This window comes from uncultured Sphingomonas sp. (assembly GCF_937871615.1).
In the GTDB taxonomy this organism is placed as follows: domain Bacteria; phylum Pseudomonadota; class Alphaproteobacteria; order Sphingomonadales; family Sphingomonadaceae; genus Sphingomonas.
On record NZ_CALMPA010000035.1, the window covers coordinates 1 to 20,810 of the forward strand.

Genomic DNA, 20,810 nt, shown 5'->3' on the forward strand with positions numbered 1-20,810 from the left:
CTCGCCGCCCACAACAATTTGAACAGGTTTGTGCTGGTGTTGTCGGTCACCACCACTTCGCCCGCATCGGCCCCGATCAGCGGGGCGAGCCGGTCGCCCAGCGTCACCGGTAGATCGAACCAGCCGGCGCTGTTCCAGCTCCGGATCAGATCGCCGCCCCATTCGCGCTCCACCACGCGCGCGGCATGGGCCGGCGCGGCATCGGCCATCGCGCCAAGCGAATTGCCGTCGAGATAGATCACCCCATCGGGGATCAGGAACGCATCGCGGAATCCCGCCAGCGAATCCGCCTGATCGCGCGCGACGCACCAGTCGCGCGAAATTTCCGTAGGGATTTCCTCGCTCCGCTTTTCGAACCGCATCAGGACACACCGTTTTCTTCCAGGACGATTGCGCGGATAGCGCAGCGCGCGGCATCGCGCCTCAATATTCCTCGCGAGGGAATGCCTCGCCCGGCGCGAACCGGGATGGAGCGCCAGCAACGCCCAACTGTTCCGATGCGTGAACAAATTCGGTGGTGGCTGCGTTCTGAGGCTTTCCGTCGCGTTCGGGCGACATTGCGCGCCGGAGCCTCCCTCGTCCGATTGGTGCAGCCCGATGACGATCGAAAGCGTGAGCAAGGAGAACAGGCCGCCGACTGCCCGCCCCGCCGCGGCGTCGCTCGGGGAGCGTTACGTTGCCGTGCGCGAATTGACCGCCGCGCTGGCGGCGCCGCTGTCCGATGCCGATGCCACCGTGCAGTCGATGGAGGATGCCTCCCCCGCGAAATGGCATCTGGCGCATACGACATGGTTCTTCGAAACCTTCGTGCTGCGCGATTTCGTCCCCGGTTATCGGCTGTATGACGATCGCTTCCCGTTTCTGTTCAACAGCTATTACGAAGCGGAGGGGCAGCGGCACCATCGCGCGCGGCGTGGCATGATTAGCCGCCCGACGCTGGAGCAGATATATGCCTATCGCCGCGCGATTGACGGCGCGCTGCTCGATGCGCTGCCGCGATTGCCGGCGGATGCGCGCGATCTCGTGCGGCTGGGCTGTCACCACGAGGAGCAGCATCAGGAATTGCTGTTGACCGACATCCTCCACCTGTTCGCGCAAAACCCGATCGAGCCGCCATTATGGCCCGCCGCCCCCCGCCGCCCCGCGATCGTGCCGGGGCCGGCGGCGTGGATCGCGCATCCGGGCGGCGAAGCATGGATCGGCCATGATGGCCCCGGTTTCGCATTCGATTGCGAATGCCCGCGCCATCCAACGCTGCTCGCCCCGCACGCGATCGCCACGCGCACCGTGACCAATGGCGAATGGGCGGATTTCATCGCCGACGGCGGCTATTCGACGCCAGCGCACTGGCTGTCGGATGGCTGGGCCTGGGTACGGCGCGAGGGCGTTTGCGCGCCGCTCTATTGGGAAAAGCGCCATACAGGGTGGACGCGTTTCGGGCTGAACGGGCGCCACCCGATCGACCCTGCCGCGCCGGTGACGCATATCAGCTTCTTCGAGGCCGACGCATATGCCAGTTGGGCCGACGCGCGTTTGCCGACCGAGGCGGAATGGGAGGTCGCCGCCAGCACGCACGATTGCGCCGCCGGCAACCAGCTCGACCAGCCCGGCCCGGTCGAGCCACATGCCTCCACCGGCCCGGCTTTCTTTGGCGACGTGTGGGAATGGACCGGCAGCGCCTTTCGCCCCTACCCCGGCTTCAGACCTGCCGCCGGCGCGGTCGGCGAATATAATGGCAAGTTCATGAGCGGCCAGTTCGTGCTGCGTGGCGGATCATGCGCCACCCCGCGCGGCCACCTGCGTGCCAGTTACCGGAATTTCTTCTACCCGCATCAGCGGTGGCAGTTCACCGGCGTCCGCCTCGCAAAGGATCTGTGATGCTCAAACGCGAAATGGATGCCGACACGATCGCCGCCCCTAACCCGGCATTCCTCGCCGACGTACTCGATGGTCTGTGCCAGCGTCCGCGCGCGATCCCCGCGCGCTGGTTCTACGATCATCGCGGCTCGGAATTGTTCGAGGCGATCACCGCCCTTCCCGAATATTATCCGACGCGGATCGAAACCGCGCTGCTTCGCGCAATCGGCGGGCAGATCGCCTCGCACACCGGGCATGGCCACGCGGTGATCGAGTTCGGATCGGGATCGTCGGCGAAGACGCCGCTTCTGCTCGAAGCGGTCCGCGCGTCGGCCTATGTTCCGATCGACATCTCCGGCGAGTTCCTGCGCGAATCCTCACAGGCGCTGTCGCTGCGCTTTCCGCACCTGCCGATCCATCCGCTCGCGACCGATTTCCTGAAACCGATCGCCTTGCCCACGGAGGTACGCGGCCTGCCCAAGCTAGGCTTTTTCCCCGGATCGACCATCGGCAATCTGATCCCGTTCGCCTCCACCGATCTGCTGCGCATGATGCGCCGCGCGCTCGGCGAGGGCGCGCTGCTGCTGATCGGGATGGATCGGATCAAGGATCAGGCAACGCTGGAGCGCGCCTATGACGATACCCGCGGCGTCACCGCGGCGTTCAATCTCAATCTGCTCGCACGCATCAATCACGAGCTTGATGGCTCGATCCCGCTCGATGCCTTTCGCCACCGCGCGATCTGGAACGCGGCGCGCGCCAGGATCGAAATGCATCTGGAGGCGACACGCGATATCGCCTTCGCCATTGCCGGGCGGATATTCGAGATCGCGCGCGGTGAAACGATCCATACCGAGAACAGCCATAAATATGGCCCGCGCGATGCCCGCTTGCTGCTGCGCACCGGCGGCTGGACCCCGCTTGCCGAATGGACCGACCCTGACGACATGTTCGCGATCTATCTGGCCGAGGCGCAAGCGCAGCGCCGCGCGCCGTGACCGGCCTGTCAGCCATAACGCGCCGGTGACGCCCCGACGCGCCCGACAAGTCGCGGCAGCGCCACGCCCAGCGCCGCCGCGCGATAGAGATAGCTCGCCAGCAGGGCGATCCAGACGCCCGCTTCACCTTGCCCCCGCAATATCATGTCGGTAGCGAGGTAAAGCCCCAGCGTGACGATCGCGGCGTTGCGTAATGTCGCGCCTTGGGTCGCGCCGATGAATATCCCGTCGAGCAGCCAGCTCGGCATCCCGAGGAGCGGCACCAGCGCGCAATAGGGCAGCAGCGCGATCGCCTGCGCCTGCACTGCGGGATCACGCGTCACCAGCGGGATCAGCCATGGCCCGGTAACGGCGATGCCGGCGGCGAACAGCAACGCGCCCACCAGCGAAAACTCGCCGGTCAGCCGCGCGGCGCGCAGCATCCCCGCGCGCGACCCCGCCCCGATCGCGGCGCCAACCCGCGCCTCGGCGGTAAAGGCGAAGCCATCGAGCACGAACGCGCTCATGCTGACGAACAGCATCAATACATGATTGGCCGCGAGCGGCACCGTGCCCAGCCGCGCGCCGGCGCGTGCGAACCAGGTGAACAGCAGCAGCAATGCCACGGTACGGATCATGATATCGGCGTTGATCGCGAGCAGCCGGCGAAACGCGCGCGGATCGAACACCATGCGCCGCTCGATCCGCCACCAGCCGGGGCCGAGCACGCGCCGCGCCGCCCACAACCCGATCGCCAGGGCAACCCATTCCGCGAGCGACGTGCCGATCCCCGCCCCGCGCGCGCCAAGGCCCAGAGCGCCGACCAACAACACGTCCAGCGTGATATTGACGCCGTTGAACACGATCTGACAGGCAAGCGCGAGCCGGGTCCGGCCAAGCCCGAGCAGCCAGCCGTTGAGGACATAAAAGCCAAGCGCGGCGGGCGCGCCATAAAAACGCGCGGTGGTGAAACCATAAGCGGCATCCGCCGCCGGCGCCGGAACGTGCATCAGTGACAATGCGAGCGGCACGATCGCCGGTGACACCAGCAGCAACGCCACACCAAGCCCCAGCCCAAGGAACAGCGCGCGGACCAGCAAAGCGCGCAGTTCCTCCCCATCGCCCGCGCCGAGCGCCTGCGCGGTAAGCCCGGTAACCCCCATCCGCAGGAAGCCGAACGCCCAGAAAATCAGATTCACGGTTGTGACACCCAGCGCCACGCCCGCCAATGCCGCGGCATCGCCGGTTCGCCCGATAACGGTGGCGTCAACCACGCCGACCAGCGGCACCAGCGCCTGGCCGAGGATGATCGGCCATGCCTGAGCGAATACCATGCCGCGCGTGAGTTGGCTCATAACGGCGCCTGATCCCATGAACCGGCGCATCGCGCCACGCCCGGCGCGTGAAATTTCGCGCGACGCTTTCTCCGATGGATGATGCTCCAAACGTCTGCCCGGATCAGCATCCCGGCGGCGGTGTTGCGGCGGCAATAGTGTCGCGTGTCCGGGCGCCGACGGATGCGATCATCGCGGCCCGGCCATCGTTCCTTATGGCGGGCGGGATCGACGCGGGCGCGGTGACCGATGATGGCCGTCACCGTGAGCACTGACAGTTACCTTTTGTAAAGGAAGCCCGTCCATGGGCCGTGTCCGAGTCGAACCGAGGCTTCGGAGCGTGTTGCGTGATTGCGGTGCGAAAAGGCGGCGTTTCCCTCGATTGCAACGCTATCGCCAGCCGCCGCGCGGCGGCTCGGAGCGAGCGGACCGAAACAACAGCATTTACAAAGGGATTGCATATGAAGACGGCATCGGCGCGAGCCCGCATCATGCGGGGAGCGAGCGTGAGCGCGCTGCTTCTCATCGCAAGCCCCGCCCTCGCGCAGACTGGCGCGTCCGACGCCACCGAGCGGGCCGCGCGACCGGATGCGGATCAAGCCGGCACCCCTGACATCGTGGTGACGGGTTCGCGCATCGCGCGGCCGGAATTCGATACCGTCCAGCCCACCCAGGTGATCGGCGCGGCGCAGATCGAAAATCGCGGCTACACCAATGTCGGCCAGGCGTTGAGCGAAATCCCCGCCTTCGGCCCCGCCGGCAACAACAGCGCCGGCACGCAATCTCCGTTCGGGCCGGGGCAAACTTTCGTCGATTTCTTCGGCCTTGGCTCGCAGCGTACCTTGGTGCTGGTCGATGGGCGGCGTTTCGTCTCGTCGAACACCGCCACCATCTTCGGCCCGGTCAATCCCGGCACGCAGGTCGATCTCAACAATATCCCCACCTCGCTGATCGAGCGGATCGAGACGGTCTCGATCGGCGGCGCGCCGATCTACGGATCGGATGCGATCGCGGGCACCGTCAACGTCATCCTGAAGCGCGATTACGAGGGGCTGGAGCTGGAAGGCCAGAGCGGCATTTCCCAGCGCGGCGATGCGCCGAACAAGCAGTTCAGCATATTGGCCGGCAGGAATTTCGCGGGCGGGCGCGGCAATATCACCATCTCCGGCGAATATGATCGCGGCAGCGGGCTGGCCGCCACCGATCGCGCGATCACCGCGCGCGGCGATTTCTTCGCCACCCCGCCCGCCTCGTTCAACTCGCCTTATGCCCAGATCGTGCTCCCCGCACGGCGCTTCACCGCTTTCACCGCCGGCGGCGTTCCCTTTGCGGCGGACGATTATCTCGCCGCGCGCTCCGGCATCCGCAATTCGGCGGGCCAGTTGCTCCAGTTCGGATCGGGCGGAACACTCGTACCGCTCGATCTCGGCACGGTCATGCGCCAGGGCTTCATCAGCAGCGGCGGCAACGGTTTCGACATGGCGGCCCAGTCAAACCTGCTGACCAGTTCCGAACGATATCTGGGCAATATTCAGGCAAGCTATCAGGTTACGGACAATGTTCGCTTTTTCGCCGAAGGCTGGTACGCGCGCTCAAAGAGCGTGAACCTGATCGACGAGCCGAATTACAACTCCGCGTTGTTCGATGCGGCGGGCACGATCAACGGCAATATCGCCATCCGCCTCGACAATCCGTATCTCTCCGCCGCCGATCGCGCGACGATCGCGGCCAATCTTCCCGCGGGACAGCAGCAATTCTACCTTGGCCGCGCGCTCTCCGATCTGACGACCGGCCGGGCCGAGGCAACAGTCGAGACCTGGCGCTTCGTCGGCGGCTTCGACGGCACGGTCGGGCTGCTCGGTCGCGATTTCCGATGGGAGACCTCCGCAGTCTATGGCCGCTCGCAGATGGACGGGCGCGTCGACAAGCTGGTGCAGCAGAATTTCCTCAACGCGCTCGATGCGGTGGTCGACGGATCGGGCAACATCATCTGCCGGCCCGGCGCGGTGAATGCGCAGATCAAAACGATCAGTTCGGCCTGCGCGCCGCTCAACATCCTCGGCGCCGGCCTGGCGAGCAAGGCCGCGCGCGATTATATCTTCGCCACCGCCACACCGCGCTCGATCAACGAGCAGATCGTGTTCAACGCCAATATCAAGGGGCCGGCGTTCACGCTGCTCGGCAACGACGTGAATATCGTCGCCGGTTATGAACATCGCGAGGAGAAGACCCGGTTCGATCCGGGCGCGTATTTCTATGGCGCGCCGCAACCGGATGGCTCGCGCCAGCCGTTCGGGCGTTCGATCCCGGTCGACCCCGTGGCGGGCAAATATCACACCAACGAGGTGTTCGGCGAACTCGTCGTGCCGTTCGTCACCGCGAAGAACGGCCTCAACTGGCTGCATACGCTCGAATTCGACGGCTCCGCGCGCTATGTCCGCAATTCGCTTTCGGGGGGCGATCTCACCTGGAGCGCCGGCGGCCGCATCGGCTTCGTGCCCGACGTGACATTCCGGGGCAATTTCACCCGCTCGATCCGCTCGCCCGCGATCACCGAAGCCTTCAACCCCAGCTCGCAAGCCTATGACGCCGGCGCCGACCCGTGCGACGCGCGCTTCGTCGGCAACGGGCCGAACCCGGCGGTGCGCAAGGCGAATTGCACCGCAGCAGGAATCAACACCGCCACATTCTCATCTAATTTCAGCAATTTGTACATTCCCGTAACGGTCGGCGGCAACCCCGATCTGCGCAATGAAAAAGCGAATAGCTGGACGATCGGCGCGGTCATCCAGCCGCGTTTCGCGCGCAGCTTCTCGCTCGCGGTCGATTGGGTGAGCATCAGCCTCAAGGATGCGATCGTCAATCTGAACGGCGCCGCGATCCTGAACGCCTGCTATGATTCCACGAGCTATCCCAACGCGTTCTGCAAATTGTTCAATCGCGATGCCAACGGGCAACTCACCACGATCCGCGAGGGCTATTATAACGCGGCGAGCTACAGGACTACCGGGCTGCAAGCCACCGCATCCTATCGTTTGCCGCTGGAGCGCATCGGGATCGAAAATGCGGGCGTGCTCGGCGTGGCGGTGAATTATTTCTATCGCGACAAGCTGGAAACACGGATCGGCACCGACGACATCACCCATATCGCCGGCGAAGTGGGATATCCGCGCCATTCGGGCACGGCCAACTTGAGCTATGACAACAAATCGCTCAACCTGCTGTTGCAGGCCCAATATGTCGGCAAGGGCAAGTTCAACATGGATGCCGCGCCGAACGCCACGGACATCACCGGCGTGAGCGACTGGTGGCTTTTCAACGCCACGCTGGGCCTGAAAGTGAACGATCGGTTCGGGCTGAAATTCATCGTCGACAATGTGTTCGACGCGACCCCGCCCTATCCCGCCCCGCTCGGCGGCAGCACAAGGACGTACTTTTCGGGAATCATGGGGCGCTATTTCAGCGTCGCGGCGCGGGTGAGATTCTGAGCTGATCGGGGTCTGCAACGGATGGCCGACGCGGGCGACATATCTTCGCCCGCATCGGCCCACTTGCGCCGCGCGCCGCGCCCGACTATGGCCCGCCGCACCGCACTGGACTTCCGATGCAATGCCGCCCGGAACGACAGTACGATACCAGCCGAAGGCACGCACTTTCAGCGCGTTGCGGGTGTAGCTCAATGGTAGAGCAGAAGCTTCCCAAGCTTACGACGAGGGTTCGATTCCCTTCACCCGCTCCATTTCCTGATCGCAGGACATCCCGATAGCGTCGCCAGCCCCCGCGAGATAGGCGGCGAGGCGTTCGCTGGTTCCACCCGACGCGCGAAGCCCCAGTTTGCTCCGGCGAAAGAGCACGTCCTCCGCCGTCCGTGCCCATTCCTGCGCGCTGAGATAATCGACCTCGCGTGCGGTCAGCCCGCCGCCGAAATCTTCGCCCAGATCGGCGGGTGTGGCGGCATCGCCGAGCAGCATGTCGATCCGCGTGCCATAAGCATGTGCGAGGCGGCGGAGCAGTGCTTGCGGCAACTCCGGTCGTTCCCGTTCGATGCGCGCGAGGAAGGCGTGGAAATCTGCGCCCGGCATGTCGCCGCCGGGGAGTGGCGCATCCGCTGTCCATGCCGGCCTGGCGCCGGGCAGATAGGGCGCGAGATGCTGCATCGCGTGTTCCGCCAGCTTGCGATAGGTGGTGATCTTGCCGCCGAACACGCTCAGCAGCGGCGCACGTCCCTCCCCCGCGTCGAGATCGAGCACATAATCGCGGGTGACGGCGGAAGCGTTGCCGGCCTTGTCATCGTAGAGCGGGCGAATGCCGGCATAGCTCCACACGATATCCGCTTCGTTCAGCTTGCGCGCGAAATAATTGTTCACGGTATCGAGCAGGTAGCGCGTTTCACCATCGCTGATCTCCGCGCGCGCCGGCTCGCCCTGCCACGGTTCATCAGTGGTGCCGATCAGCGTGAAGCCATCCAGATAAGGCAAGGTGAAGACGATGCGGCGATCGGCGTTTTGCAGCATGAAAGCGTGATCGCCCTCATAAAGCCGGGGCACGACGATATGGCTGCCCTTCACCAGCCGCACCGCGCGATCGGCCCGCGCGCCGGGCACGCGCGCTAGCACATCGGCCACCCATGGCCCGGTGGCATTGACGAGAATGCGCGCGCGGACGCTGCTTTCGCCGGCAGCGTCCGCGATCGTCGCAAGCCAGCCATCGCCATCGCGCCGTGCCGCTATCAGGCGGGTGCGCGTGCGGATATCGGCGCCGCGATCCGCCGCGTCGCGCGCGTTGAGCACCACCAACCGGCTGTCGTCCACCCGGCAATCGGAATAGACGAACGCGGTGCCGCGCGGATCGGCCAGCCCGGCGCCATAGGCGCTGCGATCGAGCCGGATCGTCTCCGTCCCCGGCAGTTTCTTGCGGCCGCCAAGATGATCGTAGAGAAACAGCCCGAGCCGGACCATCCACGCCGGGCGCGGCGAATGCGTCTGCGGCAGCACGAAGCGCGCCGGCCAGATGATATGCGGCGCCATCCCCCACAATCGTTCACGTTCGATCAGCGCCTCGCGCACCAGCCGGAATTCGCCATATTCGAGATAGCGCAGCCCGCCGTGGATCAGCTTGGTCGAGGCGGACGAGGTGTAATTGGCTAGATCATCCTGCTCGACCAGCAGCACGGAAAGGCCGCGCCCCGCCGCATCGCGCGCGATCCCCGCCCCGTTGATCCCGCCGCCAACCACCAGCAGATCGACCGTATCGCGCGTCGTCTCATCGTTCATGCGCGCAGGCTAAGGCGCAAATCGTTGACGGGCGAACAAAAAAAATCGAGCATCGAGCCGAGCATGGCGGTGGAGAGACACGGGTGGGGAAGACGCATATCCTGGCGATCGACCAGGGCACGACCTCGACCCGCAGCGTCGTTTTCGATCAGGGCGCCCGCCGCATCGCCACCGCGCAGGTGGAATTTCAGCAACATTATCCCGCCCCCGGCTGGGTCGAGCATGATCCGGAGGACATCTGGCGCGATACGCTCGCCACCGCGCGCGCGGCGATCGCGAAAAGCGGCGTCGGCGCGGGCGGAATCGCCGCGATCGGCATCACCAACCAGCGCGAGACGACGCTCATATGGGAACGCGGGAGCGGCCGCCCGATCCACCGCGCGATCGTGTGGCAGGACCGGCGCACGACGGAGCGTTGCCAGCGGCTCAAGGAGGCGGGCGCGGAACAGGAGGTGCGCGCGCGCACCGGGCTGCTGATCGACCCCTATTTCTCCGCGACCAAGATCGCCTGGATGCTCGATAACGTGCCCGGCGCGCGCGCGCGGGCGGAACGCGGCGAACTCGCGTTCGGCACGATCGACAGTTTCCTGTTGTGGCGGCTGACCGGCGGGAAGGTCCACGCCACCGACGTTACCAACGCCTCGCGCACCTCCTTGTGGAATATCCGCGAGAATTGCTGGGACGATGAGATGTGCCGCCTGTTCGGAGTGCCGCGCGCGCTGCTGCCAGAAGTGCATGACAATGCACACATTTATGGCAGCACAGCACCGGGGCTGTTCGATGCCGAAATCCCCGTCGCGGGGATCGCCGGGGATCAGCAGGCGGCGCTGTTCGGCCAGACCTGTTTCGCGCCGGGCAGCGCCAAGGCGACCTATGGCACGGGCTGCTTCATGCTGCTCAATACCGGCGAACAGGCGATCCTTTCCGACCATCGGCTGCTGACCACGCCGGCCTATCGCATCGCCGGGCGGACGACATATGCGCTGGAAGGATCAATCTTCGTCGCTGGCGCGGCGATCAAATGGCTGCGCGACGGGATCGGCGTTATCGCCCACGCCAGCGACACCGATGGCATGGCGACGCGGCTGCCGGACAATGGCGGTGTCTATGTGGTTCCGGCTTTCGTAGGCCTGGGGGCGCCGCATTGGGCGCCGGACGCGCGCGGCGCGATCTTCGGGCTGACGCTGGGGTCGACCCAGGCGCATCTCGCGCGCGCCGCGCTGGAGGCGGTGGCCTATCAGACGCTCGATCTGGTCACGACGATGGTGGAGGACGGCAGCACGCGACCGGCGATGCTGCGCGTCGATGGCGGGATGGCGGCGAACGACTGGCTGTGCCAGTTCCTCGCCGATCTGCTCGAAGCGCCGGTGGAGCGCCCGCATGATCTTGAGACCACCGCGCGCGGCGCCGCGTTCCACGCCGGGCTGGCGGCGGGCCTGTGGTCTGGCCTCGACGAACTGGCTTCGCTCTGGTCGCGTGAGGCGTGTTTCGCGCCCGCCATGTCGGCGGAGACGCGCGCGCCGCTGATCGCCGGCTGGCGCGACGCGCTGCGCCGGACGTTGCTCAGGTGATGACGTCGGGCGCGGTGCGGCCAGTGTGGCGGGTGATGCCGGCGATCGCCTCGGCGGCGGCGGCGAGGTCCGCGAGCATCGCGGTCGTATCGGCGTCGAGCGTGCCGCCCACCGGCTCATAGCGTTCGAGATAGACGCGCAAGGTGGCGCCGCTCGTGCCGGTGCCCGAGAGGCGGAACACGACGCGGCTGCCGCCTTCGAACAGCACACGGACGCCCTGCCGCTCGCTGACCGAGCCATCGACCGGATCATGATAGGCGAAATCGTCCGCCGCCGCGACGGTGAGCGCGCCGAAGGTGCGGCCTGGGAGGCGGACGCTCGCGGCGCGCAATTCGACCATCAGCGCATCCGCCTGTGTACTTTCGATCGCTTCATAATCGTGCCGCGCGTAATAATTCCGGCCGAAGCGCGCCCAGTGATCGCGCGCGATCCGCGCCACCGGCTTGCCCGTGACGGCGAGAATGTTGAGCCATAGCAGCACCGCCCACAGCCCATCCTTTTCGCGGACATGATCGGAGCCTGTGCCCGCGCTCTCCTCTCCGCAGATCGTCGCCATCCCGGCATCGAGCAGATTTCCGAAGAACTTCCAGCCGGTTGGTGTTTCGAACGCGGGCAGCCCGAGCGCGGCGGCGACGCGATCCGCCGCCGCGCTGGTCGGCATCGAACGCGCGATTCCCTTAAGCCCGGCGGCATAGCCCGGCGCGAGATGCGCATTGGCGGCGAGCATCGCGAGGCTATCCGACGGGGTGATGAAAATACCGCGCCCGATGATGAGGTTACGATCGCCATCGCCATCGGAGGCCGCGCCGAAATCGGGCGCGTCGGGCGCCATCATCAGATCATGAAGCGCGCGCGCATGGACCAGATTGGGATCGGGATGATGGCCGCCGAAATCCTCCAGCGGCACGCCATTCAACACCGTGCCCGGCGCGAACCCCAATCTTCGTTCAAGGATTTCAATCGCATAAGGCCCGGTTACCGCGCTCATCGCATCGAACTTCATGCTGAGCCCGGCGCGGCGGATCGCGGCGAAATCGAACAGATGCTCCATCAGGTCCGCATAATCGGCAACCGGGTCTATCACCTCGACTTCGAGACCGGCGACCGTGGACATTCCCGGTGTGTCTATGTCCACATCCGGTACGTTCGCGATACGAAACGTGTCGATCGCGGCGGTTCTGTGGACAATCGCCTCGGTGACTTTCTCCGGCGCGGGGCCGCCGTTGGCGATATTATACTTGATCCCGAAATCCTCATCCGGGCCGCCGGGATTGTGGCTGGCGGACAGGATCAGCCCGCCGATCGCCCCCAGCTTGCGGATCAGATGCGAGGCGGCGGGCGTCGAGAGGATGCCGCCTTGCCCCACCACGACCCGGCCAAAGCCATTCGCCGCCGCCATGCGGATCGCTTTTCCGATCACGTCGCGGTTGAGGAAACGCCCGTCGCCGCCGATCACCAGCGTCGCGCCCTCTTTCCCCTCCACCACGTCGAACACCGACTGGATGAAATTTTCCGCATAATGCGGCTGCTGGAAAACACGGACCTTCTTGCGCAGGCCCGACGTGCCCGGCCGCTGATCGGGATAAGGGGTGGTGGCGATGGTTTCGATCATGCCGGCTTGAAGCACGCTCGGGCCGCCCCCGGCAAGCGCCGCCGCGTTCAGACGGTGAAGCTTTCCCCGCAGCCGCACGCGCCCTTGGCATTGGGATTGGCGAATACGAAGCCCGCCGCGAAATCGTCTTCCACCCAATCCATCGTCGAGCCGATCAGATAGAGGATCGAGCCGCCATCGACATAGAGCGTGCCGCCCGGCGTTTCGATCTTCTCATCGAACGCCACCGCTTCGCTGACGTAATCGACCGAATAGGCAAGGCCCGAGCAACCCCGGCGCGGGGTGGAGAGCTTGACGCCGATCGCCCCTTCCGGCGCGCGCGCCATCAGCGCCGCGATCCGCGCCTCGGCGGTGGGCGTGAGGTTCAGCGCGGCGGGGCGCGCGCGGGCCTTCACCTCGCCCATCACAACATCCCCAGTTCGAGCCGCGCCTCATCCGACATCTTGGCCGGATCCCATGGCGGATCCCATACGAGGTTCACATCGGTGAAGGCGATGCCGGGCACCGCGCTCACGCGCATCTCGACCTCGCCGGGCATGGATTCGGCCACCGGGCAATGCGGCGTGGTGAGCGTCATGGTGATGGCGGCATGGCCGTCTTCCGTCACCTCGACGCCGTAGATCAGCCCGAGATCATAGATGTTCACCGGGATTTCGGGATCGTAGATTTCCTTCAGCGCATCGAGCACCGCCTCGTAAAGCGCGCCGCCCGGCTCAGCCGACGAAGCGGCGACCGGCTTTTGCGCGAGGAAGCCGGAGAGATAATCGCGCTTGCGCTCGAACGTCTCGCCCACCGTTTCCTTCGCATCCTCGACGCGCGCCCTGGGCGGCGACGCCACGGCGTCCACTTCCTCGATGCGGATCGGGTCGTTCATCCGAAAATCCTCGTCACTCGCTCGATACCCTTCACCAAAGCGTCGATATCCGCCGCATTGTTATGCACGCCGAAGCTGGCGCGCGCGGTGGCCTCCACGCCCAGCGCCCCCATCAGCGGCTGCGCGCAATGGTGGCCGGCGCGGATCGCCACCCCGGCCTCATCCAATATGGTGCCGACATCGTGCGGATGCACCCCATCGACCGTGAAGGAGACGATTCCGGCAGAATCCGCCGGCCCCAGCAGCCGCACCGAATTGAGTTGCGACAGCCGCGCGCGCGCCTCCGCCACCAGCGCCGCCTCATGCGCGTGGATGCGATCCAGCCCAAGCCCCGCGACATAATCAATCGCGGCATGAAGCCCGATCACCCCGATGATATGCGGCGTGCCCGCCTCGAACCGCGCGGGCGGCGGGGCATAAGTGGTCTTGGCGAAGGTCACGCGGTCGATCATCGCGCCGCCGCCGTGCCATGGCGGCATCTGATCGAGCAGTTCGGCGCGCGCCCACAACACGCCGATCCCGGTGGGGCCATAGAGCTTGTGCCCGGAAAAGACGTAGAAATCGCAATCGAGCGCCGCGACATCCACCGCCATGCGCGGGACCGCCTGGCACCCGTCGATCAGGATTTTCGCGCCGACCCCGTGCGCCAGATCGGCGGCGCGCCGCGCATCGAGCACCGAACCGAGCACGTTGGAGACATGCGCCAGCGCGACGAGCTTGTGCTCGGGCCTGAGCATCGCCGCCATCGCATCAAGGTCTATCCGGTGATCGGCGGTGAGCGGGATCACGTCGATCGCAGCGCCCACGCGCTCCGCCACCATCTGCCACGGCACGATATTGGAATGATGCTCAAGCTGGCTGAGCAGGATGCGATCGCCCGGCTTGAGCGTGTTCGCCGCCCAGCATTGCGCGACGAGGTTGATCCCCTCGGTCGCGCCGCGCACGAAGATGCATTCGTCCGGCTGGCCGCCGATGAATTGCGCCACGCGCGCGCGCGCCGCCTCATAAGCGAGCGTCATGTCGGCGGAGCGCTGATAGACGCCGCGATGCACGGTGGCATAGCTCTCGCCATAACCGCGCGCGATCGCATCGACCACGACCTGCGGCTTCTGCGCGGTCGCGGCGGAATCGAGATAGGCCCAGCCGGCGGGGATGGCGGGGAAATCCGCCGCCACGTCAAGCGGGCGCTCGGCGGCGGTCACGGTCATAGCGCCGCGTCCAGCCACGCATCCGCATCCGCGACGAACGCGGCGCGCACCTCGTCATGCCCGATCCGGTCGATCGCATCCGCGACGAAGGCGTGGGTGAGCAGCGCCTCGGCGCGCGCGCGCTGGATGCCGCGGCTCTGCATGTAGAACAACGCGCGCTGATCGAGTTCGCCCACCGTCGCGCCATGCGCGCATTTCACGTCGTCGGCGAAAATCTCCAGCTCGGGCTTCAGGTTCACGGTCGCGGTGCGATCGAGCAGCAGGCCGCGCAGGCTCTGCACGCCATCGGTTTTCTGCGCATGGCGCGCGACATCGACGCGCGCGGCAAGGCTCGTCTGGCTGCGATCGGCGGCCACCGCGCGCCACGTCTGGTTGCTGGCGCCGTTGGGGGCGACATGGCGGACGGAGACGGCGCATTCCTGCCGCTGCTCGTCACGGGTGAGCAGCGCGCCGCCATAATCGACGAACGCGCCGTCGCCCGCGAGCGTCAGCTCCGCGTCGATCCGGCTGCCCTGCCCGCCGACGCCGAGGAAGATGGTGACGAGGCTAGCCGCAGCGGCGACGCGCGCTTCCTCCCGCAGCGAGACGAAGCCCGCCGACTGGAGCAGCCGCACCGAGCGCATCAGCCGCGCGCCCGTGCCGAGCGTTACGCGGGTGAAGCGATTCGCCCAGCCGGCGCCGACGAAGGTTTCCACCACCTCCGCCACCGCATCGTCCGCCAGCACGATTTCGGCGGGCAGATGGCTCTGGCCGCCGGTGGCGACATGGATGATCTGCACCGGATGCGCCGCCGCCGCCGCGTCCAGCCGCAGCGCCCAGCCCGTGCCGCTCGCGCGGCGGCCAAGCGGGTGCGTGCCCGCGTCGATCTCACCCAGCGTCACGCGGTGGAGCGAGCTGCGCGCCTGATCGAGCACGCCATCGACGAACAGCAGCCGGGCGCCGGGCAGATCAAGGAAATCGGCCTCGGGCGCCGCCACCGGCGCGAGCGTCGCGGCGCTCGCCAGCGCGCCGAGATCGGCCCAGCGCCACGCCTCCTCGCGGGGGGAGGGAAGATCGAGCACGGCGCTCATTACGCCGCCACCTCCACATAGCCTTCGCGTTCGAGCTGCAACGCCAGTTCCGGCCCGCCGGTGCGCGTGATGCGCCCGTCATCGAGGACGTGGACGAAATCGGGCTTCACGTAATCGAGCAGCCGCTGATAATGGGTGATGAGCAGCACGGCCTTGTCCGCGTGCCGCATGATGCGGTTGATGCCATCGCCGACGATGCGCAGCGCGTCGATATCAAGGCCCGAATCCGTTTCGTCGAGGATCGCGAACCGGGGCGCGATGACGCCCATCTGCACCATCTCGTTGCGCTTCTTCTCGCCGCCGGAAAAGCCGACGTTGACCGGGCGCTTGAGCATCTCGGCATCCATGTCGAGCAGCTTCGCCTGTTCGCGCGCGAGCTTGAGGAACTCGGCCCCCGACAACGGCTTCTCGCCGCGCGCGGCACGCTGCGCATTCAGGCTTTCGCGCAGGAACTGGACGTTCGACACGCCGGGAATCTCGACCGGATACTGGAATCCCAGGAACAGCCCGGCGGCGGCGCGCTCATGCGGCTCCAGCGCGAGCAGATCCTGCCCCGCGAACGTCACCGATCCTTGCGTCACCTCATAGCCGGGGCGCCCGCCCAGCACATAGCCGAGCGTGGACTTGCCCGCGCCGTTCGGCCCCATGATCGCGTGGATCTCGCCCGCGTTCACGGCGAGCGTCAGCCCTTTCAGGATCGGCTTGCCGTCGATTTCGGCGTGGAGGTTTTCAATCTTCAGCATGACTAACGCTTCTTCCAGTTCCTGTATCGCACCCGGCTCATTGCCCGTCGCGCCGCCGCACGAACGCGGCCACCTTCACCTCGACGCAATCGGCGAGCGGCTCCGCCTGCGTCACGCCGCCGTTGAAGCAGGTGGCGGTCGCCTCGCACGCGGTGCGGTCGATATCCGCATCGCCGCTCGACACGCGCGCCTGACACGCCTGCACCTTGCCGCCCTCCACCCGCGTCGCGATCCGCAGCCGCCGGAGCGCGGCCACGACAACATCGGGCGGCGGCGCGGCTTCAGCCGGGGCGAGGAGCAGCATGGCCGGGAGCAGGATCACCCCACGCTCCCCTCAAGCGAAATGCCGAGCAGCTTCTGCGCCTCGACCGCGAATTCCATCGGCAGTTGCTGAAGCACCTCGCGCGCGAAGCCGTTGACGATCAGCGCCACCGCCGCTTCCTGATCCAGCCCGCGCGACATGGCGTAGAACAACTGATCCTCGCTGATCTTGCTGGTCGTCGCCTCATGCTCGATCTGCGCGCTGGGATTGCGCACCTCGATATAGGGCACGGTGTGCGCGCCGCACTGATCGCTGAGCAACAGGCTGTCGCATTGCGTGAAGTTGCGCACGCCCTCCGCGGTGGGCGCGACGCGGACGAGGCCGCGATAGGTGTTGTCGCTATGCCCCGCGCTGATCCCCTTCGACACGATCGTCGAGCGCGATCCCTTGCCGAGGTGGATCATCTTGGTGCCGGTATCGGCCTGCTGCCGGTTGTTCGTCACCGCGACCGAGTAAAACTCGCCGACGCTGTTTTCGCCCGCCAGCACGCAGCTTGGATATTTCCACGTGATCGCGCTGCCGGTTTCCACCTGCGTCCAGCTAACCTTGCTGTTCCGGCCCTGGCAAAGCGCGCGCTTGGTGACGAAATTATAGATGCCGCCAACGCCATTCTCGTCGCCGGGATACCAATTCTGCACGGTGGAATATTTGATCTCGGCATCGTCAAGCGCGACCAGTTCGACCACGGCGGCGTGAAGCTGGTTTTCATCGCGCATCGGCGCGGTGCAGCCTTCAAGATAGGAGACGTAAGCCCCCTTGTCCGCCACGATCAGCGTGCGCTCGAACTGCCCGGTATTCTCGGCATTGATGCGGAAATAGGTGGACAGTTCCATCGGGCAGCGCACGCCTTCGGGCACATAGACGAAGGTGCCGTCGGAGAAGACCGCGCTGTTCAACGTCGCGAAAAAATTATCGTGCTGCGGCACGACCTTGCCCAGCCACTTCTTCACCAGATCGGGATATTCGCGGATCGCCTCGCTGATCGACAGGAAGATGACGCCTGCCGCCTTCAATTCCTCGCGGAAGGTGGTGGCGACGGAAACGCTGTCGAACACCGCATCGACCGCGACCTTGCGCGCGCCTTCCACCCCGGCGAGCACCTTCTGCTCCTCGATCGGGATGCCGAGCTTTTCATAGGTGCGACGGATTTCGGGATCGAGTTCGTCGAGCGAGCTTATCGTCTTCTTCTGCTTCGGCTCGGCGTAGTAATAAGCATCCTGATAGTCGATCGGCGGGATGTTGAGCTTGGCCCAATGCGGGCTCTCCATCTCCAGCCATTTGGCATAGGCCTTCAGCCGCCAGTCGAGCATCCATTGCGGCTCGCCCTTCTTGGCGGAGATATAGCGCACCGTATCTTCGGACAGGCCCTTGGGTGCGAAATCCTGCTCGATATCGGTGGCGAAACCCCATTCGTATTTCTTGGAGACGGCGGCGAGCGCCTCGGCGTTCTTGGTGGCCATTACGCGATCACCTCCTCACGGGCGGCGGGCGCGGTGGCAAGCGTCGCCAGCGTCACCCCGGCGAGCGCGCCGCGCACCGCATTGTTCACGACATTCAGATGCGGCTTCACGCGGCAATTCCCTTCGATGGCGCAATCATGATGGCCCGTCTCGACGCAGGTGGTGAGCGCGATCGGCCCTTCCACCGCCTCCACGATATCGGCAAGGCTGATCGCGGCGGGCGGGCGAGACAGGCGAAAGCCGCCGCCGGTGCCCCGCGCGCTTTCGATCAGCCCGGCGGCGGCAAGCCGGCTGACCAGTTTCTGCGCGGTGGGCAGCGGCACGCCGGTTTCCTCCGCCAGCAGCGTCGCGTTCAATCGCCCCGCCCCGCCGCAATGGCGCGCGGCGGCGGCCATCAGGACGACCGCGTAATCGGCAAGGCTGGAGAGGCGCATGAACTCGGGCTTCGACCAATCGGATTGATTCGTTCCGATTGGGCAGATGGTCGCACTGGCGCGGGAAATCAAGCGTGGGGTGTGCTTCCTGTCCCTTTACCTGTTCGGGCTGGGCCTGTCGAAGCCTTGTCCTTCTTCGAAAGGAAAGGCAGCCGTTCAATAAGCTCAGGGCGAACGGAGGATGGGTCGAGTTGGCGCGACGCGGCGAAGCCGCGTCGTCGGTCGGCGCTTTGGCGCCGCCGGCCGGGCGGCGCTATTGCTGGCTCCAGCTTTGCTGGAGCGGCGCCGCGCCGCCGCGCCTCAAGTTTCCGAAATGATCGGATGCACCTGCCCGCCCAGCGCCAGCCGCTGCGTCATGGTGAGTTGCGCGAGATGATTCGGCTCGGTGCGGAGCTGGCGCGGGGTGAGGCCGGTGAATTGCTTCAACTCGCGGATCAGATGCGATTGATCGTAGAAGCCCTCGGCGATCAGATCGTCCAGCGTCGTCGAGCCATTGGCCAGCGCGACGGCGGCGCGCAGCGCGCGATATTTGCGCGCGAGCAATTTGGGCGGCGCGCCATAAAGCGCGTTGCAGCGCCGCTCCACCTGACGGCGCGAGACGCCGCTCGCCACGACCAGCGCGGCTACATCGGGCGAGGCGCTGCCCGCCAGCCAGGCATCAATCTGCCGCGCGAAGGCCAGGGCCTCGCTATCCGCGCCCGCGATCGAGCCGCGCACGAAGGCGGCGGCGATCGCCACCTTTTCGTCGGTGCCGCTCGCGGCGCGCATCCGATCGCTCACCCGCCGCACCGCCGCGCCGAAGAACGCCTCCCCGTCCAGCGCGCGGTTGAGCATGGTCGAGGCGTCGATCCGGAGCAGCGCCGCCCAGCCCGCCGGTTGCAGCCCCATGCCGATCACCTCGACCGGCCCGTCCGCCCGCGTCCGCATCGCCCCGCTGGTCGGCCCGACGATATGCACGTCGCTGGCCGGCTGCACCGTGCCATCGGGGAAGGAATAGCTCGCACCGCGGCGCGACAGCCGGAAACGAAGCTGCGCATGATCGGCGCGCTCGACATCCTCGAACAACGGCACGTCCGCGCGGAAATGATAGAATAACGTGACGTAGGGCCGAAGATCCTCGGCTGGGACGACATAGTCCAGCTTGATATCTGCCACGTTTCTGTGCGCCCCGTTTTATCGCGCGATTCTATCGCATTGTCGCTGCAAAGAAAAGCGGCCCGGCCACAAAAGCAGCCGGGCCGTTCAGGTGAGAACCCCTGTTTCCAGAAGCTCTTCGGGTCGCAAGCCCTTTAGACACGCTTTCGCCCGCCAAGTATTGGACGGATTCGTCGTCTCGCGGCGGACTTTCATACAATTGAAGGAGATAGACGCGCGCGCCGCTGATGATCCGGAAAAAATCATTCACGGCCCGCGCATATCGGAGCACGAATCAACGTGGTGCGGGGACCGATTCGACCAGCACCCGCCCTTCGCGGCGCGGATCATAGCCGCCGTCGATCCGGCCACCCCGCACGATCACGCCCTGCAGCCCCGAATCCTCGCCCTGCCCCGGCCTGACCGTCACCCCGCGCGCGGCGAGCCCGGCGAGCACCGCGGGCGGGAACTTTTCGACCTCGCCCTGGAACGAGGCGCCGCGCGCGACGAGATTGGGCAGCGCCAGCGCGTCCTGCATCGGCAGCCCCCAATCGACCGCGCCGACCAGCGCCTTGCCGACATAGGCGAGGATCGCATTGCCCCCCGCCGAGCCGAGCGCGCCGGCGAATCCGCGCTGGCCGTCGAGCAGCACCAGCGGCGTCATCGACGAGCGCGGGCGCTTGCCCGCCGCGACCGCATTGGCCGCCGCACGGCCATCCGCGTCGCGCGGGCTGAACGAGAAATCGGTCATCTGATTGTTGAGGAAGAAGCCATCGACCATCCGGCCCGAGCCGAAGATCGATTCGACCGTCGTGGTCATCGACACGACATTGCCGCGCGCATCGCCGACGATGAAATGCGAGGTGCCGGTCGGCTCCAGCGTGCGATCGGCGCCGGCGGCGGTCGCGCCCGGCGGCGTGCCTGCGGCGGGCGGCGGGCCG

18 protein-coding genes, 1 tRNA gene and 1 pseudogene are annotated in these 20,810 nt (G+C 66.3%); 6 read left to right on the forward strand and 14 right to left on the reverse strand.

What is annotated here, in order from left to right; all coding sequences use genetic code 11:
• Positions 1 to 362 (reverse strand): annotated as a pseudogene (locus tag Q0316_RS09030) (kynureninase); the annotation flags it as partial.
• 235 nt (positions 363 to 597) lie between these two features.
• Here Q0316_RS09030 and egtB point away from each other — a divergent pair.
• Positions 598 to 1,878 carry an ergothioneine biosynthesis protein EgtB gene (gene egtB, locus Q0316_RS09035; protein WP_298671523.1) on the forward strand — a complete coding sequence of 427 codons (1,281 nt, stop codon included), beginning with the start codon at positions 598 to 600 and terminating at the stop codon, positions 1,876 to 1,878.
• On the forward strand, positions 1,878 to 2,855 hold the full coding sequence (egtD, locus tag Q0316_RS09040) for an L-histidine N(alpha)-methyltransferase (protein ID WP_298671526.1): 978 nt from the start codon (positions 1,878 to 1,880) through the stop codon (positions 2,853 to 2,855). Before egtB ends, egtD begins: the two co-directional genes overlap by 1 nt.
• Positions 2,856 to 2,863: 8 nt before the next feature.
• Here egtD and Q0316_RS09045 read toward each other — a convergent pair whose 3' ends face one another.
• Positions 2,864 to 4,189, reverse strand: coding sequence for an MATE family efflux transporter (locus tag Q0316_RS09045; RefSeq protein WP_298671528.1), 1,326 nt, complete (start codon positions 4,187 to 4,189; stop codon positions 2,864 to 2,866).
• Between the two features lie 74 nt (positions 4,190 to 4,263).
• Here Q0316_RS09045 and Q0316_RS09050 point away from each other — a divergent pair, with 74 nt between their 5' ends.
• The 3 genes from Q0316_RS09050 (at position 4,264) to Q0316_RS09060 (ending at position 7,907) form a co-directional block, all read left to right on the forward strand.
• Positions 4,264 to 4,443 (forward strand): hypothetical protein, encoded by a 180-nt coding sequence (locus tag Q0316_RS09050; protein WP_298671531.1) that lies wholly within the window; start codon positions 4,264 to 4,266, stop codon positions 4,441 to 4,443.
• A gap of 231 nt (positions 4,444 to 4,674) precedes the next feature.
• Positions 4,675 to 7,656 carry a TonB-dependent receptor gene (locus Q0316_RS09055; RefSeq protein WP_298671534.1) on the forward strand — a complete coding sequence of 994 codons (2,982 nt, stop codon included), beginning with the start codon at positions 4,675 to 4,677 and terminating at the stop codon, positions 7,654 to 7,656.
• A 177-nt stretch (positions 7,657 to 7,833) separates the two neighbouring features.
• A tRNA-Gly gene (locus Q0316_RS09060) sits at positions 7,834 to 7,907 on the forward strand.
• On the opposite strand, the gene Q0316_RS09065 is transcribed toward Q0316_RS09060, so the two are convergent.
• A complete protein-coding gene (locus Q0316_RS09065) occupies positions 7,873 to 9,441 on the reverse strand; it encodes a glycerol-3-phosphate dehydrogenase (RefSeq protein WP_298671536.1) in 1,569 nt (522 codons plus the stop codon). The two genes, Q0316_RS09060 and Q0316_RS09065, sit on opposite strands and share 35 nt — an antisense overlap.
• Positions 9,442 to 9,524: 83 nt before the next feature.
• On the opposite strand from Q0316_RS09065, the gene glpK reads away from it, so the two are divergent.
• Positions 9,525 to 11,012 carry a glycerol kinase GlpK gene (glpK, locus tag Q0316_RS09070; RefSeq protein WP_298671538.1) on the forward strand — a complete coding sequence of 496 codons (1,488 nt, stop codon included), beginning with the start codon at positions 9,525 to 9,527 and terminating at the stop codon, positions 11,010 to 11,012.
• Here glpK and Q0316_RS09075 read toward each other — a convergent pair.
• The 11 genes from Q0316_RS09075 to Q0316_RS09125 all read right to left on the reverse strand — a co-directional run.
• Positions 11,005 to 12,624 (reverse strand): alpha-D-glucose phosphate-specific phosphoglucomutase, encoded by a 1,620-nt coding sequence (locus Q0316_RS09075; RefSeq protein WP_298671541.1) that lies wholly within the window; start codon positions 12,622 to 12,624, stop codon positions 11,005 to 11,007. The genes glpK and Q0316_RS09075 overlap by 8 nt on opposite strands.
• Before the next feature lie 47 nt (positions 12,625 to 12,671).
• The gene (locus Q0316_RS09080; RefSeq protein WP_298671544.1) at positions 12,672 to 13,028 is read right to left on the reverse strand and encodes an iron-sulfur cluster assembly accessory protein; all 357 of its coding nucleotides are present in this window, start codon (positions 13,026 to 13,028) and stop codon (positions 12,672 to 12,674) included.
• On the reverse strand, positions 13,028 to 13,498 hold the full coding sequence (locus Q0316_RS09085) for an SUF system Fe-S cluster assembly protein (protein WP_298671547.1): 471 nt from the start codon (positions 13,496 to 13,498) through the stop codon (positions 13,028 to 13,030). The genes Q0316_RS09080 and Q0316_RS09085 overlap by 1 nt, the downstream gene beginning before the upstream one ends.
• Positions 13,495 to 14,706 (reverse strand): aminotransferase class V-fold PLP-dependent enzyme, encoded by a 1,212-nt coding sequence (locus Q0316_RS09090; protein WP_298671550.1) that lies wholly within the window; start codon positions 14,704 to 14,706, stop codon positions 13,495 to 13,497. Before Q0316_RS09090 ends, Q0316_RS09085 begins: the two co-directional genes overlap by 4 nt.
• Complete coding sequence (locus Q0316_RS09095) at positions 14,703 to 15,776, reverse strand: SufD family Fe-S cluster assembly protein (RefSeq protein ID WP_298671553.1); 1,074 nt, start codon at positions 15,774 to 15,776, stop codon at positions 14,703 to 14,705. Before Q0316_RS09095 ends, Q0316_RS09090 begins: the two co-directional genes overlap by 4 nt.
• Positions 15,776 to 16,519 carry a Fe-S cluster assembly ATPase SufC gene (gene sufC / locus Q0316_RS09100; protein WP_298671555.1) on the reverse strand — a complete coding sequence of 248 codons (744 nt, stop codon included), beginning with the start codon at positions 16,517 to 16,519 and terminating at the stop codon, positions 15,776 to 15,778. Before sufC ends, Q0316_RS09095 begins: the two co-directional genes overlap by 1 nt.
• A gap of 37 nt (positions 16,520 to 16,556) precedes the next feature.
• Positions 16,557 to 16,841 carry a hypothetical protein gene (locus Q0316_RS09105; protein ID WP_298671557.1) on the reverse strand — a complete coding sequence of 95 codons (285 nt, stop codon included), beginning with the start codon at positions 16,839 to 16,841 and terminating at the stop codon, positions 16,557 to 16,559.
• Positions 16,838 to 18,301, reverse strand: a complete 1,464-nt coding sequence (gene sufB / locus Q0316_RS09110) for a Fe-S cluster assembly protein SufB (protein WP_298671563.1) — start codon at positions 18,299 to 18,301, stop codon at positions 16,838 to 16,840. Before sufB ends, Q0316_RS09105 begins: the two co-directional genes overlap by 4 nt.
• On the reverse strand, positions 18,301 to 18,735 hold the full coding sequence (locus Q0316_RS09115; RefSeq protein WP_298671566.1) for an Rrf2 family transcriptional regulator: 435 nt from the start codon (positions 18,733 to 18,735) through the stop codon (positions 18,301 to 18,303). Before Q0316_RS09115 ends, sufB begins: the two co-directional genes overlap by 1 nt.
• A gap of 300 nt (positions 18,736 to 19,035) precedes the next feature.
• On the reverse strand, positions 19,036 to 19,890 hold the full coding sequence (locus Q0316_RS09120; RefSeq protein WP_298671568.1) for an AraC family transcriptional regulator: 855 nt from the start codon (positions 19,888 to 19,890) through the stop codon (positions 19,036 to 19,038).
• 274 nt (positions 19,891 to 20,164) lie between these two features.
• The coding region (locus Q0316_RS09125) for a gamma-glutamyltransferase (RefSeq protein ID WP_298671571.1) at positions 20,165 to 20,810 on the reverse strand (646 nt) is incomplete at its 5' end.